The 17,398-nt window shown below is 62.5% G+C and carries 12 protein-coding genes and 1 pseudogene; 5 read left to right on the top strand and 8 right to left on the bottom strand.

Annotated elements, in window-relative coordinates; genetic code table 11:
• The first annotated feature begins 61 nt into the window (after window positions 1–61).
• Together ACMUVN_RS13700 and ACMUVN_RS13695 are read left to right on the top strand one after the other, a co-directional pair.
• The gene (locus tag ACMUVN_RS13700; protein ID WP_047616129.1) at window positions 62–253 is read left to right on the top strand and encodes a hypothetical protein; all 192 of its coding nucleotides are present in this window, start codon (window positions 62–64) and stop codon (window positions 251–253) included.
• A gap of 94 nt (window positions 254–347) precedes the next feature.
• Window positions 348–506, top strand: a complete 159-nt coding sequence (locus ACMUVN_RS13695) for a hypothetical protein (protein ID WP_414815177.1) — start codon at window positions 348–350, stop codon at window positions 504–506.
• Here the strand turns inward: ACMUVN_RS13695 and ACMUVN_RS13690 are convergent, their stop codons facing one another.
• Complete coding sequence (locus ACMUVN_RS13690) at window positions 507–1,379, bottom strand: hypothetical protein (protein ID WP_048338623.1); 873 nt, start codon at window positions 1,377–1,379, stop codon at window positions 507–509.
• A gap of 245 nt (window positions 1,380–1,624) precedes the next feature.
• The gene (locus tag ACMUVN_RS13685) at window positions 1,625–2,563 is read right to left on the bottom strand and encodes a DMT family transporter (protein ID WP_097545380.1); all 939 of its coding nucleotides are present in this window, start codon (window positions 2,561–2,563) and stop codon (window positions 1,625–1,627) included.
• 341 nt (window positions 2,564–2,904) lie between these two features.
• Between ACMUVN_RS13685 and ACMUVN_RS13680 the strand changes: the two genes are divergently transcribed.
• The 3 genes from ACMUVN_RS13680 (at window position 2,905) to ACMUVN_RS13670 (ending at window position 9,350) form a co-directional block, all read left to right on the top strand.
• A complete protein-coding gene (locus ACMUVN_RS13680) occupies window positions 2,905–4,011 on the top strand; it encodes a methyl-accepting chemotaxis protein (RefSeq protein WP_414815176.1) in 1,107 nt (368 codons plus the stop codon).
• 188 nt (window positions 4,012–4,199) lie between these two features.
• Window positions 4,200–6,848 carry an aminopeptidase N gene (pepN, locus tag ACMUVN_RS13675; protein WP_414815175.1) on the top strand — a complete coding sequence of 883 codons (2,649 nt, stop codon included), beginning with the start codon at window positions 4,200–4,202 and terminating at the stop codon, window positions 6,846–6,848.
• Between the two features lie 192 nt (window positions 6,849–7,040).
• Window positions 7,041–9,350 carry a PAS domain-containing sensor histidine kinase gene (locus ACMUVN_RS13670; RefSeq protein WP_414815174.1) on the top strand — a complete coding sequence of 770 codons (2,310 nt, stop codon included), beginning with the start codon at window positions 7,041–7,043 and terminating at the stop codon, window positions 9,348–9,350.
• Window positions 9,351–9,375: 25 nt separating this feature from the next.
• Here the strand turns inward: ACMUVN_RS13670 and ACMUVN_RS13665 are convergent, their stop codons facing one another.
• The 6 genes and pseudogenes from ACMUVN_RS13665 to ACMUVN_RS13640 all read right to left on the bottom strand — a co-directional run.
• The gene (locus tag ACMUVN_RS13665; RefSeq protein ID WP_414815173.1) at window positions 9,376–10,026 is read right to left on the bottom strand and encodes a glutathione S-transferase family protein; all 651 of its coding nucleotides are present in this window, start codon (window positions 10,024–10,026) and stop codon (window positions 9,376–9,378) included.
• Between the two features lie 103 nt (window positions 10,027–10,129).
• Complete coding sequence (locus ACMUVN_RS13660; RefSeq protein ID WP_097623080.1) at window positions 10,130–13,102, bottom strand: bifunctional [glutamine synthetase] adenylyltransferase/[glutamine synthetase]-adenylyl-L-tyrosine phosphorylase; 2,973 nt, start codon at window positions 13,100–13,102, stop codon at window positions 10,130–10,132.
• A 135-nt stretch (window positions 13,103–13,237) separates the two neighbouring features.
• The gene (locus tag ACMUVN_RS13655; protein WP_414815172.1) at window positions 13,238–14,647 is read right to left on the bottom strand and encodes a sensor histidine kinase; all 1,410 of its coding nucleotides are present in this window, start codon (window positions 14,645–14,647) and stop codon (window positions 13,238–13,240) included.
• A complete protein-coding gene (locus tag ACMUVN_RS13650) occupies window positions 14,644–15,399 on the bottom strand; it encodes a response regulator transcription factor (RefSeq protein ID WP_373289194.1) in 756 nt (251 codons plus the stop codon). Before ACMUVN_RS13650 ends, ACMUVN_RS13655 begins: the two co-directional genes overlap by 4 nt.
• A gap of 66 nt (window positions 15,400–15,465) precedes the next feature.
• Window positions 15,466–17,058, bottom strand: coding sequence for a Do family serine endopeptidase (locus ACMUVN_RS13645; protein WP_414815171.1), 1,593 nt, complete (start codon window positions 17,056–17,058; stop codon window positions 15,466–15,468).
• A 213-nt stretch (window positions 17,059–17,271) separates the two neighbouring features.
• A pseudogene (locus tag ACMUVN_RS13640) lies at window positions 17,272–17,398 on the bottom strand (cytochrome c-type biogenesis protein CcmH); the annotation flags it as partial.

The following is a 17,398-nucleotide window of genomic DNA, read 5'->3' as shown; positions in this document are numbered from 1 at the left end:
AAATCAATGCTGCATCGCAATATGAAGATGTGTCTTGGGAGGAATCACAGGAACCAAGGCCATGAACAAGCGTTTTCGTCCTATCCATTGCGGGTTTGAAACCCTTCGCCTCGCCGGCGACCATGTTCGCTCCACTCAGGGCTACAGCCGTTACGGCTTTGCCACGAACGAGCAGATGATTGCCCGCGGCACCGGCATCAACAGCCGCACGGCGCGCCCCGACGCGATTTTCTCGGACTTCCAGCAATATTGAGCGGCAGCCGCCGACAGCCGCTGCGCGTCTTCGGACGCGCAAAGGATGCTGTCGCACCTCGAATTGCCGCCCTTTCGTATCATGAGTAACGCCAATGTCGACGATCCTGATATCGCTTTTGCGCAACATCGAAACCTTCGAGCATATCCGCGTCGCCGTCTGCGCCGCGCGGGAATATGAGCGGGAGCTTTCCGTCAAGCCGGCTGATGGCGGCGAGCGTATTGGCGCAGGCGCTGCGGCGATCGTTCACTGATCAGCCGGCCATATCCTCGATCTGGGCTTTCGCCCATTCGAAAGCTTCGTCGACATAGGCGAACTTGACCGACTGCCAGGCGCAATATTCCTCGACGAAATCCCGCGATATCCAAAGGTGCGTCTTGCGCGGCTCGTCATACCAACCGACGCAGCCGCGCTGCGCCGCCTTCGCCAGCACACGCTGCAGATGGGTGCGCGACATCATGAAATCGGCAGCGAGCGCCCGGGTTTCGACGCGGCCGACGGAAAACCTGTCCGGCTCGCGGCTTTCTATATCCATCCGGGCGATGAAGTTGTCGACGACGAGGCCGCCGGCTTCCGTCCAAAGGAACAGTGCCACCTGCTCCGGCGGCTCGCGCCAGGCGGCATCTTCCAGGCAATGGCGGGCGATGCGCGGCTGAACGAGCCGCATCAAGGATGGGTTTGCCTGGAAAAAGACCGCCCTTTGACCGCCGTCGAGCAGGTCGAGCGCAGCGAGATTGCCGAGAATCCAGGCAAACATCGCCTGATGGCTGACATCGGCCGGCTCGAAATGACGTGGCCGCCGCCGCTCGTCGCCGGGCGTGTGGACAATGAAGCGGTAGGTAAAGAGCTCTTCGATGAAGGCGAGCACGGTGTTACGGCTCGCCACCTTGTGCCCGGTGATGCGTCCTGTCAGCCGGACGGCGGTGAAACCCGACGTCGGGTCGCGCGGATCATATTCCAGGTTGAGGGCATAGGCCGTCTGGGTCAGAAGCCAGCGCTGATGCGAGGCGAGCAGTCGCGCCAACCGCGGACCGGCATCGAACATGCCGCGCATCTGCCCAGCCAAAAAGCGGATGCTCATCAGAAAGGAAGGGTTCCCCGCCAATTGCGCCGCTGTGAATGTCATTATGCTCTTCTCCACCTCCGCTCGCAGGCCAGCGTTCGGAGCAACGACACCGAGAGCTCCTCCGGCATCAGCGGCCATTCAAACATGCACAGCTTGGAATAAATGATACTCTCTCATCTTCAACAATCACATTCCGCAGGCCGGTGGTATCCCAAGAATTCACCATTCTTTTCACGCTTTGAGAGCAAGCTTCAAGCTTGAGCAATCCCCGCGTTAAAACCTTCGATATCATGTGCTTGCAGGTGTCAGGCTTGCGGCGTCGAGGCCTTGCGCGCCTCTCTCTGTTCGATGCCGAGCTGATGCTCGCGATAGATGATGAAGATGCCGGCGCCGATGACGATCGCGGTGCCGATCAGCATGGTCACACTCGGCACATCGCCGAAGACGAAATAGGCGACGATGCCGCCGAGCAGGATCGAGGTATATTCGAACGGCGCGATGGTGGAGACGTCGGCATGGCGGTAACTTTCCGTCAGCAGGATCTGCGCGACACCGCCGCAAAAGCCGGCGGCGATCAGGTAGAGCGCCGAAGGCCACGGCAGGAGGAGCCAGCCGAAGGGAAGAGAAGCCAGCGAGAAGACCGATGCGGTGATCGAGAAATACAGCACGATCGTTGCCGTTTTCTCCTCCTCGACGAGGCGGCGCACCTGGATCATCGCCATGCCGCCGAGAACGGCCGAGAGCAGCACGCAGAGCGCGCCGACCGCCTGTTCCGCTTCCATGCCGCCGTTGCGAAACAGTGTGAGTTTCGGCCAGGAGATGATGGCGACGCCGACGATGCCGACCAGGACGGCACTCCAGCGATAGATACGCACGGTCTCGCCGAGAAAAACCGCAGCGAAGACAACGGCGACGAGCGGCAGGGCGTAGCCGAGCGCAATCGCCTCCGGCAGCGGCAGATGCAGCAGGCCATAGAAACCGAAAGCCATCGACATGATGCCGATCGTGCCGCGCTTGAGGTGACCGATCGGATTGGACGTGTAGAAGGCGGCGCGCAACTGTCCGATATAGGCGAGATAGGCCATGATCGGAAAGAGCGCGAAGAAGGACCTGCAGAAGGTGACCTGACCCGGCGGGATGTCTGAGCCGGCCAGCTTGATGAAGGTCTGCATGGCCAGGAAGACCACGACCGACGAGACTTTCAGCGCAATGCCTCTCATCGGGTTTCTGAGAACCGAGTGCATGATCCTGGCTCTTATATCGACTTAAGCGGAATGGGGAGACGCGTTCGACTCGGGAACGCAATGGATGACATCTTCCATCGTAGCGAAAGAAAATCCCGATGGGCGAAAAAACCGCAAGCCACGCATGAGAATCATAAAATCGCGTTCGGCCACAGGCGCAACCGTGCCTCAACCGCGCCACCGCCCTTAAATCTTTCTGTCTTGAGCCGTTTCACCCTAAAATGTTCACCGCTGACCGCTCGGCGTTAACCAATTGAAAACCATAGGCAAGCATCGTTTGTGGCTTATCCCGAAATTTTCTTCGCCACAAACAATTGCCCGTTCCTGCCAGGATCATTTTGATGAAGCCGCTTAGCGCCGAAACCATTGCCCAGTCGCAGAATGCGACTCCGCGCTCGATGCGCGTCGTCACCGACGGCATCAGCACCGACCTCGAGCGCTTCAGCGCCGACAACACGCATATCGTCAAGCAGATCAAGCTGCTGGCGATCAATGCGTTGATCGAGGCGGCACGCGCCGGCGAGACCGGAAAGGGCTTTGCCGTCGTTGCCAACGAAGTGCAGCGGCTGGCGCAGATCGCAACCGACATTACCGGCCGGTTCGAGAGCAACGTGCTCGGCCGCATCGGCCTCAGCCGCGCCATGGCGGATTCGCTGGTCGAGGAGATGGAGGGCGTTCGCCTCACCGATCTGGCGCAGACGCTGGTGCAGCTCATCGTCCGCAATCTCTTCGAGCGCACGGCCGATGTGCGCTGGTGGGCGACGGACCCGGCGCTCTGGCAGGCGCTGCACAACCCGGACCGGGAAACCGTCGCCTTTGCGGCGGAGCGTCTCGGCGCCATCAACCGCTTCTACACCGTCTATCTCGATCTCGTCATGACCGATCTCTCGGGCAAGGTGATCGCGTCGGCCAATCCCAAGTTCCAGCGCAAGATCGCCGGCACGAGCCTGGCCAGCGATCCGTGGTTCCGCGCCGCATCGGGCTGCGCTTCCGGCGACGCCTACATTGTCGACGAGGTCAAAGCGAGCCCGCTGCACGACAACAGGCATGCGCTCGTCTATGCCACAGGTATCCGCGAAGAGGGCAAGCTCGACGGACGGCTGATCGGCACGCTCGGCGTCTATTTCGACTGGCAGAACCAGGGCCAGGCGATCGTCGAGAAAGAGGCGAACCTGCCGCCGCAGTTGGCGGAAAGAACGACGGTCATGCTGCTCGACGGCAAGAGCCGGGTCATCGCCACCACCAATCCTGCCTTGCTGTTTTCCCATTTCGTGCTCGCCAACCCGTCCGGCCAGTCAAAAGGCAGCTACTACGATAATAACGGTTCGATCGTCGCCTTCGCGCGTACGCTCGGCTATGAGGATTATGACGGGCTCGGCTGGTACGGCGTCGTCGTGCAGCAGACCGAAAACGACGCGACAATCAAGGCTTCGCTCAATCTTAAGTAGAGTCCCTCCCCCTGGCGACCACGTTCATCAGCCCCAACAAGGTATTTTGCCCGCGAACTTCGCGTTCGCGGGCAATTTGCTTTAACTTTAGTTCAGACTTTAATGTAATCATGCCCGGCAAAATTTATGGCAGAGTGCGCCCGCCTCTGTATTCCGCGGTTGTCTAATAACGGTCTTCAGGAAACACCATGCGAACAGATACCGGCCAGGTCATTCATCTGGCAGATTACCGTCCCACCGACTTCGTGCTGGAACGCGTGGACCTCACTTTCGAGCTCGACCCGACGGAGACAAAGGTCGAGGCGCGACTGATCTTTCATCGTCGTCCGGGCGCCGATCTCAAAGCGCCGATCGTCCTCGACGGCGATGAGCTGGCTCTGTCGGGACTGCTGTTCGACCAGGTGGAGCTGGAGCCTTCGCGCTACGACGCAACACCGGAAAGCCTGACGGTGCGCGACCTGCCGGAGAGCGCGCCCTTCGAACTGACGATCACCACGATCATCAACCCCGAAGCCAATACCCAGTTGATGGGCCTTTACCGCACCGGCGGCATCTACTGCACGCAATGCGAGGCGGAGGGTTTCCGCCGCATCACCTATTTCCCCGACCGGCCCGACGTGCTGGCGCCGTTCACCGTCAACATCATCGCCGACAAGGACGCCAACCCGCTGCTGCTGTCGAACGGCAACTTCCTCGGCGGCGCCGGCTACGGCCCCGGCAAACATTTCGCCGCCTGGTTCGACCCGCATCCGAAGCCGAGCTATCTCTTCGCCCTCGTCGCCGGCGATCTCGGCGTCGTCGAAGACACGTTCACCACCATGTCCGGCCGCGAGGTGGTGCTGAAGATCTATGTCGAGCACGGCAAGGAGCCGCGCGCGGCCTATGCCATGGACGCGCTGAAACGTTCGATGAAGTGGGACGAAGAGCGGTTCGGACGTGAATACGACCTCGACATCTTCATGATCGTCGCCGTCTCCGACTTCAACATGGGGGCAATGGAGAACAAGGGCCTCAACGTCTTCAACGCCAAATACGTGCTTGCCGATCCCGAGACCGCGACCGATGCCGACTATGCCAATATCGAGGCGATCATCGCGCATGAATATTTCCACAACTGGACCGGCAACCGCATCACCTGCCGCGACTGGTTCCAGCTGTGCCTCAAGGAAGGCCTGACGGTCTATCGCGACCACGAATTCTCGTCCGACCAGCGCTCGCGCCCGGTCAAGCGCATTGCCGAAGTGCGCCATCTCAAATCGGAGCAGTTCCCGGAAGATAGCGGCCCGCTCGCTCATCCGGTGCGGCCGACGAAATATCGCGAGATCAACAATTTCTACACGACGACCGTCTATGAAAAGGGCAGCGAAGTCACGCGCATGATCGCGACTTTGCTCGGCAAGGACGGCTTCAAGAAGGGAATGGATCTCTACTTCGACCGCCATGACGGCCAGGCGGTGACGATCGAGGATTTCGTCAAATGCTTCGAGGATGCGAGCGGGCGCGATCTCACGCAATTCTCGCTCTGGTACCATCAGGCCGGCACGCCGCTCGTCACCGCATCGGGCAGCTATGATGCGGCAGCCGGCAGCTTCTCCCTGTCGCTCGAACAGATGATCCCGGCAACGCCCGGCCAGCCGAGCAAGGAGCCGATGCATATTCCGCTCAGCCTGGCGCTGTTTGGCGAAAACGGCGGCAAGATCGAACCGACCGCGGTCGACGGTGCGGAATATGCCGGCGAGGTACTGCATCTCACCGGCCGCACCCAGACGGCGGTATTCCATGGTGTTGGCTCGCGGCCGGTCGTTTCGATCAACCGCAGCTTCTCGGCGCCGATCAACCTCCATTTCGATCAGAGCCCGGCCGACCTCGCCCGTCTCGCCCGCAATGAGACCGATCATTTCGCTCGCTGGCAGGCGCTGACCGATCTGGCGCTGCCGAACCTCCTGAAAGCGGCACGCGACGCCCGCGAGGGCAAGCCAGTCGTCTGCGAGGCGACCTTCGTCGAGGCGCTGATTGCGGCAGCGGCCGACGAGAGCCTCGAACCGGCCTTCCGCGCCCAGGCGCTGGCTCTACCGAGCGAATCCGATATCGCCCGCGAACTCGGCGGCAACAACGATCCCGATGCCATCCATGCCGGCCGGCAGGCGATCCTGAACCAGATCGCCGATGCCGGAAAGGACGTCTTTGCCGGCCTTTACGCGGCGATGACGACGTCAGGCGATTTCAGCCCGGATGCGAAAAGCGCCGGCCTGCGGGCGCTGCGCAATACCGCCCTCACCTACCTCTCGCATGCCGAACAGACTCCGGCCCGCGCCAAGGCCGCCTTCGATGCGGCCAACAACATGACCGATCTCAGCCATGCGCTGACGATCCTCGCCCATCGTTTCCCTGACAGCGCGGAGACCAGCGAGGCGCTGGCACGTTTCCGCGACCGCTTCGCGGACAATGCGCTGGTCATCGACAAATGGTTCGCGATCCAGGCCGGCATTCCCGGCGCAAAAACCCTGGAGCGGATCCTCGCCCTGATGGACGACCCGCTGTTCAAGCGGACCAATCCGAACCGGGTGCGTTCGCTGGTCGGCACCTTCGCGTTTACCAATCCGACCGGTTTCGGCCGCGCCGACGGCGAAGGCTATCGCTTCCTCGCCGGTCAGATTCTCGATATCGACGAGCGCAACCCCCAGCTTGCCGCCCGCATTCTCACCTCGATGCGCTCCTGGCGCTCGCTGGAACCGGTGCGGGCCGATCACGCCCGCTCGGCGCTGACCGAGATCGAGCAGTCGGCCGATCTTTCGACCGACGTGCGCGATATCGTCGAGCGCACGCTTAAAGGGTAATTTTGATTCGGCTGGCCGCCGACGAAAACTCGGCGGCCGGTCGCCGATCGGTTCGAATCGCCTGAAAAGCACAAAATTATAAATAGTTAACGGATTTTTACCTTTGCCTCTGGACAAGGCGAATCACCCATGATTCTCTAAGTCAGGTTCGAGCGAGCGGCGCGCGAATCACACGAGGGACAAGGCGAAGAGATGATGGACGTGCGACGGGCAACCGTGGCCGAAGGACGGCTGCGTGTCGATTTTGACGGGCTGAAAGCCTGGCGAGACAGCCTTTCAGGCCGCGCGACATCGGAACCGCTGCTTCGGCATCTGCCGAAAGCCGAGCTCGTGCTGAAGCGGGCCATTCCGGCGCTGATCGTCGCTTTCCTCTCCGTCGTCGCCGCCTCGCATTTCTTCGGTATGATGAGCGAATATGGACGGCTGGAGTCCTCGGCCCGCCATGCCACGGCACTTTCGGCGGCAACCGCCTCTGCCGTGTTTGCCGATGCAGCCGACATCTTCGATAGCGGCGACGTCGGCCAAGCGCAGGCCCGGCTTGCCAAATTCCTGCCGCAGGACCGGCTGGACAACGGCGCCTTCGTGCTGCTCGTCCAGGCAAGCGGCAAGGTTTTTGCCTCGACCACCGCCGGGCTTTCGCATGTCGGCAGCAATGTCGGCGATTTCTTCCCCGAGGTCTCGGCGATCCGGCGTTTCGGCGATCGCGCCGGCGTCATCGAAACGACGATCGGCGGCGTGCCGCACTATGCCGAGATCACGCTGATGGGCAATGCCGGCGGTTATATCGTCGCTGCCACCTCGCTCGACGAGATCGGCCGGCTCTGGCGCGAGCAATTGGCGCTCAACGTCACGCTGTTTGCCGGTATCTCCTCGATCCTGCTCGTCATCCTCTACGCCTATTACACGCAGGTGAAGCGCGCCCGCGATGCCGACGACATCTTCCTGGAATCGAACCTGCGCGTCGAGACGGCGCTGTCGCGCGGTCGCTGCGGCCTCTGGGATTTCGATTTCGAGAATCGCGAATTCTTCTGGTCGCGCTCGATGTACGACATGCTCGGCCTGCCGGGTTCCGACAAGACGATGGGCTTCGGCGAAGCCGCGCGGCTGATGCATCCCGATGACGGCGGGCTCTACGAGATCGCCCGCGCCATCGCCAAGGGCGATTCCGGCCAGGTCGATCAGATCTTCCGCATGCGCCACGCCGGCGGCCATTATGTCTGGATGCGCGCCCGCGCCCAGGTGATCCGCAGCAATTCCGGCCGCATGCACCTGATCGGCATCGCCATGGACGTGACCGAACAGCATCGGCTCGCCCAGCGCTACGCAGAAGCCGACCAGCGCCTGGCGGACGCCATCGAATGCACCTCGGAAGCCTTCGTGCTCTGGGACAAGAACGATCGGCTGGTGATGTGCAACACGCATTTCCAGCAGGCCTATGGTCTGCCGGACAGCGTGCTGGTGCCCGGCACCGAGCGCTCGGCGGTCAATGCCGCCGCCGCCCGCCCCGTCATCGAGCGGCGGATCGCCGATGCCGACGGCTCGGGCTATTCGCGCACGACGGAAGTGCAGCTTGCCGACGAGCGCTGGCTGCAGATCAACGAGCGGCGCACCCGCGACGGCGGCAGGGTCTCGGTCGGAACCGACATCACGCTGATGAAGCGCCATCAGGAGCGGCTGCGCGAATCCGAACGCCGGCTGATGGCGACGATCGGCGATCTCTCCGCCTCGCGCCAGACGCTGGAGATCCAGAAATCCGAGCTTTCGACGGCCAACGCCAACTACCAGGCGGAGAAGGAACGCGCCGAGGCTGCCAACCAGGCGAAATCGGAATTCCTCGCCAATATGTCGCACGAGCTGCGCACGCCGCTCAACGCCATCCTCGGCTTCTCGGAAATCCTGCAGAACCAGATGTTCGGGCCGCTCGGCTCGCTGAAATACGACGAATATGCCCGCGATATCCATGACAGCGGCAAACATCTGCTCAACGTCATCAACGACATTCTCGACATGTCGAAGATCGAGGCCGGCCACCTCCGGCTGCACCGCGAGCGCATCGACCTCGTGCCGCTGATCGAGGAAAGCCTGCGCTTCACCGCCATGCCCGCGGCTGAAAAGAACATCGTCATCGAACAACGCATCTGCTCCGGCCTGACGCTGATGGCCGACCGCCGGGCGATGAAACAGGTGCTGCTCAACCTGCTCTCCAATGCGGTGAAATTCACCGACAATGGCGGCCGCATCGCGGTGCGCACCCGCCGCGTCGACGGCGCCGTCCTCGTCACCATCGCCGATACCGGCATTGGCATTCCCCGCTCGGCGCTGGCAAAGATCGGCCAGCCCTTCGAGCAGGTGCAGAGCCAGTATGCCAAGAGCAAGGGCGGCTCCGGCCTCGGGCTCGCCATCTCCCGCTCGCTGACCTCGCTGCATGGCGGCCGCATGAAAATCCGCTCACGCGAAGCTGTGGGCACCGTGATCTCGCTGCGCATCCCCGACGATATTTAAAGGCCACGTCAAAATCCGACCGTTGTCAGCCGGCCGATGCGGCGGTGAAAACCGCCAACTGAGCGGCGAAAGCACGCATGTATGCAGGCCGCGCTTCGCCGCGGGCGACATAGGCGGAGAGGTTCGGATGATCGTCCAATATATCCGATCCCTTCAGCCTGAGCAGCACCGTCACCATCAGAAGATCACCGGCGCTGAAGGCGCCGTCCAGCCAGTCGGCATCGCCAAGGCGACGGGAAAGATCGTCCAGCCGTTTCCGGATGCTGACCTCGAGGGCATGCAGGCGCTGCTCATACCAAGGCTCGTCGCGCTCCAGGATTCTGGCGAGAGCGCGGTCGAAGATCGGCGGCTCTATGGTGTTGAGCGCGGCAAACATCCATGCGATCGCGCGCCCCCGGGCATTCGCATCCTCCGGCAGCAGGCCCGCATGACGCTCGGCGATATGGAAGACGATTGCTCCGGACTCGAACAGCGCGAGATCGCCTTCCTCATAGGTCGGAATCTGTCCGAACGGTTGAAGTCTGAGATGCGCGGGTTCTCTCATCGCCTTGAACGAAACAAGGCGAACATCGTAAGGCAGCCCCACTTCCTCGAGTGCCCAGCGAACGCGCATGTCACGCGCCAGCCCCTTGCCGCGATCGGGCGAGTGTTCAAAGGCGGTAATGGTAATCGTCATTGGTGTTCTCCCTAGCGTGCCTGCCTTGAAGACGACCGGCTAAACGAGATTCCGACAGCCCATGTTCGAGATAATCCTCGCGGTCATTCCAGCTGATGTGAAATCATGCGCCTGAATTACCGGGCTTCACGACATTCTGGAATATTTTCCGAACCGCTTTCGAAAGCCGCTTTACCTCGGCTTCCAGGGTCTTGATGTCAGGGCAGTCGCCGGCGCGGCAGACGAGTTCGACGAGACCCGACGGCGCCTCCTTCGGATCGAACGGACCGTCAATGGACAGGCGGATCAGTTGCGAGAGGCCGGTATAAAGCGCGAAGGCCTCAAGGCATGTGTCGAGATCGGCTGTCGCCATCAGCCGGTCGCCAAGCACCTTCAGTGCCTCGCCGGTACTCATCCCGTTCACGGCAATGCCGACGCCTCTGGTCGGCGCAATCAGCGCCAGATATTGGGCGATGAATTCGAGATCGATGACGCCGCCGGGGATGAGCTTCAGATCCCACGGGCCGGATGGCGGCTTTTCCTTGTCGATCATTTCGCGCATCTCGGCGACGTCATGCGCCACCTTGGCAACGTCGCGATCGGCCGACAACACCTCCTGGACGATATGCTCAGCTTCGGCGATCAGGCTTTCATTGCCGCAGATCAGTCGGGCGCGGCTGAGCGCCATATGCTCCCAGGTCCATGCCTCCTCGCGCTGGTACTTGCCGAAAGCATTGATGCGGGTGGCGACCGGCCCCTTGTTGCCGGACGGGCGCAGCCGCATGTCCACCTCATAGAGCACACCTTCTGCGGTGGGCGCCGAGAAGGCGGCGATCAGCCTCTGGGTGATGCGGGTGAAATAACGCGTCGCATCGAGCGGCTTCGGTCCATCGGATTCAGAGGCCGCATCGTCGTAATCATAGAGCAGGATCAGGTCGATGTCGGAACCGGCCGTCAGCTCGAAACTGCCGAGTTTGCCCATGCCGGCGATCGCGATACGCCCGCCGGGATAATCGCCATGGGCGGCCCGCATTTCGCTCACCACGGCATCGAGTGCCGCCGCGATGATGAGATCGGCCAGATGGGTGAAGGCGCGTGCGGCCATCGCACCATTGATCGCGCCGGTCAGCAGGCGGATACCGATCAGGAAGCGCTGCTCGGCGGCGAAGATGCGCAGCCGGTCGAGCACCTCTTCATAGTGGCGCGCCTGGGCGAGCGAGCCCTTCAGCCGTTCGCCGAGATAATCGCGGGTCGGCAGTTCGGCCATCAGGCCGGGGTCGAGCATGCCGTCGAAGACATGCGGCTTGGCGGCGATCACCTCGGCGAGCCGGGGTGCCGAGGACATGATGTTGACGATCAGCGACAAGAGCGCCGGATTGCTGCCGAGCAGCGAGAAAAGCTGGATGCCGGAGGGAAGGCCCGAGATGAAGCTGTCGAAGCGCAGCAGCGCCTCGTCGGCGCGCTTGCTTTCGCCGAAGACCCGCAAGAGCTCCGGCGCCAGCTCCGTCAGCCTTTCGCGCGCTTCCACCGATTGCGTCGCACGGTAACGGCCATAATGCCAGGTGCGGATGATGCGGGAAATGTCGGACGGCCTGGTGAAACCGAGTTTCTTCAGCGTCTCCAGCGTATCGGGGTCGTCGCCCTGGCCGGTGAAGACCAGGTTGCCGGTATCGGTGGAAAGCCTGCTCTCCTGCTCGAACAGGTGGGCATAACGCCGCTCGACCGTTTTCAGCACGCCGACCAGCCGCTCGGAGAAGCTCGGCGTGTCGGTGAATCCCATCATGAAGGCGATGCGCTTCAGGTCGGCATCCGTCTCCGGCAACAGATGGGTCTGCTCGTCGCGCACCATCTGGATGCGGTGCTCGACATCGCGCAGGAACCAGTAGGCCTCCGTCAGTTCGTCACGGGTTTCCGCGTCGATCCATTTCGCCTTGGTGAGTTCACAGAGCGTTTCTTCCGTCGCCCGGCCGCGCAAGGCCGGCATGCGGCCGCCGGCGATCAGCTGCTGGGTCTGGACGAAGAATTCGATTTCGCGAATGCCGCCGCGGCCGAGCTTGACGTTGTGGCCCTTGACCGCAATCGCGCCGTGGCCCTTATGCGCGTGGATCTGCCGCTTGATCGAATGGATATCGGCAATCGCCGCGTAATCGAGATATTTGCGGAAGACGAAAGGGGCGAGCCCGCGCAGGAAATCGCCGCCCGCCGCCAAGTCGCCGGCAACGGCGCGCGCCTTGATGAAGGCTGCCCGCTCCCAGTTCTGGCCCCTGCCCTCGTAATAGATCATCGCCGCATCGACCGGGATCGCCAGCGGCGTCGAGCCGGGATCGGGGCGCAGTCTGAGATCGGTGCGGAAGACGTAGCCGTCGGCCGTGCGCTCCTGCAGGATGCGCACCAGCCGGCGCATCATTCTCGGAAAGACCTCGATCGCGTCATCCGGGTCGGGCACCACGCCTGCTTCTTCGTCGAAGAAGACGACGAGGTCGATATCGGAGGAGTAGTTGAGTTCGGATGCGCCGAGTTTGCCCATGCCGAGCACGATCAAGCCCGAGCCATCACTGGGTGCCGCCGGATCCCGCAGCCGCAGCTTTCCGCCCTCATGCGCAGCAAGCAGCAGATGGTCGATGGCAGCAGCGACCGAAGCCTCGGCAAGCTCGCTCAGCCAGGCCGTCGTCCCCCGGCCGTCGAAGATGCGCGAGAGATCGGCGAGCGCGACGAGGAAGGCCACCTTGCGCTTGATGATGCGCAGCCTGCTCATCACCACGGATTCGGCGGGTGCCGCCCCCTCGCCGTCCGGTCGCCAGCACCCCCTGGCCTCGGCGACCAGCGCCTCGATCTGCGGCTCCAGCGGCTCGGTGACGGCACCGGCGAGGACGGCGGGGTCGAGATTGGCGATTTCGCGCAGGTAGGGCGACAGCGTCAGCACCGCCGCAATGAAATCGCGAAGCGGCCCTTCCGTCTTCAGCATCGTCGCCACCGACGGCTCGCTTTTGCCGGCCTCCTGAAGGTCGGCCAGCGCCAACTTCAATTCCGTCTGGTTCAGCGGACGCAGCAGCCCTTCGGCGACATCCTTCAGGCCATGCGTCGATTTCGTCAGCATGCGCTCTCCCTGCTTTGGCACCTCAGGAAACGACGACGCAGAATCGCAGACCGCGCCTTCGATCGAGATTAAACTAGGGTCTCGGCCGAAAACCGCCAATACGCGATTCAACCGATCGTATTTCGGCGGAAGAGATCAGGCAGCCTTGGCCGGGAAGATCATGCTGACGGTCAATCCCCGCTGTTCGGGCTTGTCGGGATCGGTATCGGAGAATTCCAGGCGGCCGTTGTGCAGCTCCATCACCGCTTCCACCAGCGAAAGCCCGAGCCCGGTCCCGGGTTTCGACCGGCTTTCATCGAGGCGGACGAAGCGCTTCACCACGTCGTCGCGCCGCTCGGCCGGAACGCCCGGTCCGTGGTCGGCGACCGACAGGCAGATGCCATCCGGGCGGCGGGAAAGCTTCAGCGACACCTTGCCCGCCCCTTCCGTATCGGAGGAATATTTGATCGCATTGTCGAGCAGATTGAAGATCGCCTGGCCGATCAGCTCGCGATTGCCCTGCACCTCGACATCCGGTTCGATGCTGGAGCTGAGGCCAAGCCCGGCCTCCTCCGCCGCCGGCTCATAGAGTTCGGCGCTGTCGGAGACGATCGCCGAAAGCTCCACCGGCGACATTTCGGCGGCGACCGACCCGGCCTCGACGCGGGAGATCATCAACAGCGCGTTGAAGGTGCGGATCAGCTGATCCGATTCGGAAATAATGCCTTCGAGTGCAGTGCGCCGCGTGTCGCCATCTGATATATCGAGCGCATCGGCCGCCTTGTTGCGCAGCCGCGTCAGCGGCGTCTTGAGATCGTGGGCGATGTTGTCGGAGACCTGCCGCAGCCCCTCGTTCAGCTTCTCGATGCGCTCCAGCATGGTGTTCAAAGACATCGACAAACGGTCGAATTCATCGCCGGAGCCGCCGACCGGCAGGCGCTGCGACAGGTCGCCGGCCATGATCTTTTTGCTGGCATCCGACATGCGGTCGATGCGCTTCAGCGCATTGCGGCCGATGGCAAACCAGATGATGATGGCGCCGAGCCCCATGATCGCCAAGGCGACCATCAGTGCCTGGCGCACCAGCAGACGGAAACGCTCGGGATCGCCGAGGTCGCGGCCGATCAGGATTCTGAGACCGTTGTCGAGCACGAAGATATTGGCGATCGCCTTGTGGCGCCGCTCGATACCGCTGTCGGTATAGCGCTGATAGATGAAGGGCGCGGAGGTCCAGCCGATCTCCTCGAAAACGCCAGGCTGCACCGACGCGACGTTGCCGGCGAGAATATCGCCCGAGGGACCGGCGATGATGTAGAGATTGGCGCCCGGCTGGCGGGCACGCCGCTCCATGGTGCGCAGGAGAAGGTTCATGCCGCCGGTGTCATAGGCGCGCTGCACCTGCTCCACCTCCTGTCGGACGGCGTCGCGGATCTGGCCGGTCAGCAGCCGTTCCGACATCGCCGTCACATAGAAGACGAGCGTCGCGGCGCAGATGGCGAAAAGCAGGATATAGAGTGCCGAAAGGCGGACTGCGGTGGACTTGAAGAGAACCCTGAAACGGCTCATCCCTCATCCTTGATCATGTACCCCGCGCCCCGGATGGTCTTCAGGAGGGGCTGGTTGTAGTCCTTCTCGATCTTCGAGCGCAGGCGCGAGACATGCACGTCGATGACGTTGGTCTGCGGGTCGAAATGGTAGTCCCAGACATTTTCGAGCAGCATAGTGCGGGTCACCACCTGGCCGGCATTCTTCATCAGATATTCGAGCAGGCGAAATTCGCGCGGCTGCAGCAAGATCTCCTTGCCGCTGCGGCGCACCTCATGGGAGAGCCGGTCGAGTTCGAGATCACCGACGCGATAGACGACGTCCTGATCCGGCGTGCCCTTGCGGCGGCCGAGCACTTCGACGCGCGCCAAAAGTTCGCTGAAGGCATAGGGCTTCGGAAGGTAGTCGTCGCCGCCGGCGCGAAGACCGGTGACGCGGTCATCGACCTGACCGAGTGCGGAGAGGATGAGGACCGGCGTATGGATGGCCTTGCGGCGCAGCTCGCTGATGACGGAGAGCCCGTCGCGGCGCGGCAACATGCGGTCGATGACGATGACGTCGTAGGTATTTTCCGACCCCATGAACAGGCCGCTCTCGCCGTCGCTGGCGTGATCGGCGACGATGCCCGCCTCACGAAAGGCTTTCGTGAGGTAGACCGCGGCTTCGAGATCATCTTCGATGATGAGAATCTTCATGCGGCCGACATTACCCACCGGCTGCGTTTCGGCAAGGCTCAAAGCATTTTCCTGCGGGGCGGCGCTCATGGCGATCATCCTTCAAAGCTCAGAAGAATCGAGCCGCGCGGACTTTCGTCCGCACGGCTCTCGTTTTCTTAAGGATCAGCCCTGGCCGTTGATCGGAAGCGCGACGAAACGGCTTCCTTCACCGGACTGGATCTGGAACAGTGCACGGGTGCGGCCGTCCTTCTTGGCCTGGTTCAGCACCTTGACGATATCTTCGGGGCTGGAGACCTCCTGGTTGTTGACCGAAGTGATCTTCTCGCCTTCCTTGATGCCCTTGTCGGCAGCGTCGGAATCCGGGTCGATGCCGGTGATCGTCAGGCCCTTGCCGTCGTCGGAAGGACCGACCGTCAGGCCGAGATCGGCAAGCGCCTTCTCGGAAGCCGGTGCCTCAGGCTGCTGCGGCTGGTTGTTGTCATCGGCCGACGCATCCTTCTGATCGATCGGCAGCGTGCCGAGCTCGACGGTGAGAGACTGGGCCTTGCCGGCACGCCAGACCGAAAGCTCGACCTTGCTGCCCGGCTGCATCGCACCGATGCGGCGGCTGAGATCACGTGCATCCTTGATCGTTTCGCCATTCAGCGCAGTGACAACGTCGCCCGCCTTCATGCCGGCCTTGTCACCCGGCGATCCGGCCTGCGGGGCCACGACAAGGGCGCCGCTCGGCTCGGACAGGCCGATGGACTCGGCGATATCCTTGGTCACCGGCTGGATCTGCACGCCCAGCCAGCCGCGCGACACCTGGCCGTCCTTCATCAGATCGGCAACGACATCCTTGGCGGTCGAGGCGGGAATGGCGAAGGCGATGCCGACGCTGCCGCCCGACGGCGAGAAGATCGCGGTATTGATGCCGACGACTTCGCCGCTGAGGTTGAAGGTCGGACCGCCGGAGTTGCCACGGTTCACGGCAGCATCCACCTGCAGGTAATCGTCATAAGGGCCGGAGCCGATATCGCGGCCACGGGCCGAGACGATGCCTGCTGTGACCGTGCCGCCGAGACCAAAGGGGTTGCCGACGGCAACGACCCAGTCGCCGACGCGGACATTGTTGTCGTCGGCCCAGTTGACGTAGGTGAACTTCTTACCCTTGCCGTCGACCTTCAGCACGGCGAGGTCGGTGCGCGGATCCTTGCCGATCAGCTTGGCATCGAGCTCGGTGCCGTCATTCATCACGGCGACGAAGGCCTGGCCATCGGACACGACGTGGTTGTTGGTGACGATATAGCCGTCTTCGGAGATGAAGAAGCCGGAGCCCTGGGCGACGGGGCGCAGACGACCCTTGCCGCCCGGACCGTTCGGGCCGCCATTCGGGCCGTTCTGGCCGAAGCGCCTGGGATGGCCCTGCTGGTCATTCGGATCCTGGCCGAACTGCTTGAAGAACCGCTTCAGCGGGTGATCGTCGGGAAGGTCGTCGAAGCCGCGGCCGTTGAAATCGAAGGAGAAGCCGTCATTGTTGTCGGAGACGGGATTGACGCGGTTTTCGACCCGGACGGAAACGACGGCCGGCGAGACGGCGTCGACCACATTGGCGAAGCTCGGAACGGCAGGCGCCTGAACCTTGACAGCTTCGGCATAAGACCGGGTGATTTCGAGCGGAACGCCGGTTGCGAGCACAGCGGCTGCGATACCGGCGACGGTAGAAGCCTTGAGCACAGTGGCGAGGGACGGACGTCCGTTGAAATTCTTGAGCATTGGAGCACCTTCTCTTGTTCTTAAATCTTCAGACCGGCGACGCCGGATCAGTCGATGAATGAAGATATAGGACGCCGCACCTTACTGCGAACTGTCCGGCCAATGAAAAGTTGGTAATGTTTGTAATGTTTGCTTTTGGCCAAACGTGCCGCCAGCTTCCCGGGTAGCGCGGACGCGGCCAGATATGCTCGTCCGCCGGCTCAGCCCGGTCGGTTATTTCTTCAGAAGCTCGCTCAGCTTCGCCTGTTCGTCGGCTGTCAGCTTGCTGCCGGTCGGCTTGCCGGCCCTCTTGCGCGCAAAGACCAGCAATGACAGCCCGCCGAGGGTCACCAGCAGCACC

Origin of the sequence: Rhizobium sp. IY2, from assembly GCF_047532935.1 — a bacterium.
Taxonomy (GTDB): Bacteria; Pseudomonadota; Alphaproteobacteria; order Rhizobiales; family Rhizobiaceae; genus Rhizobium; species Rhizobium anhuiense.
The sequence above is the reverse complement of the archived record's forward strand: the minus strand, read 5'-3'. Positions and strand labels throughout refer to the sequence as shown.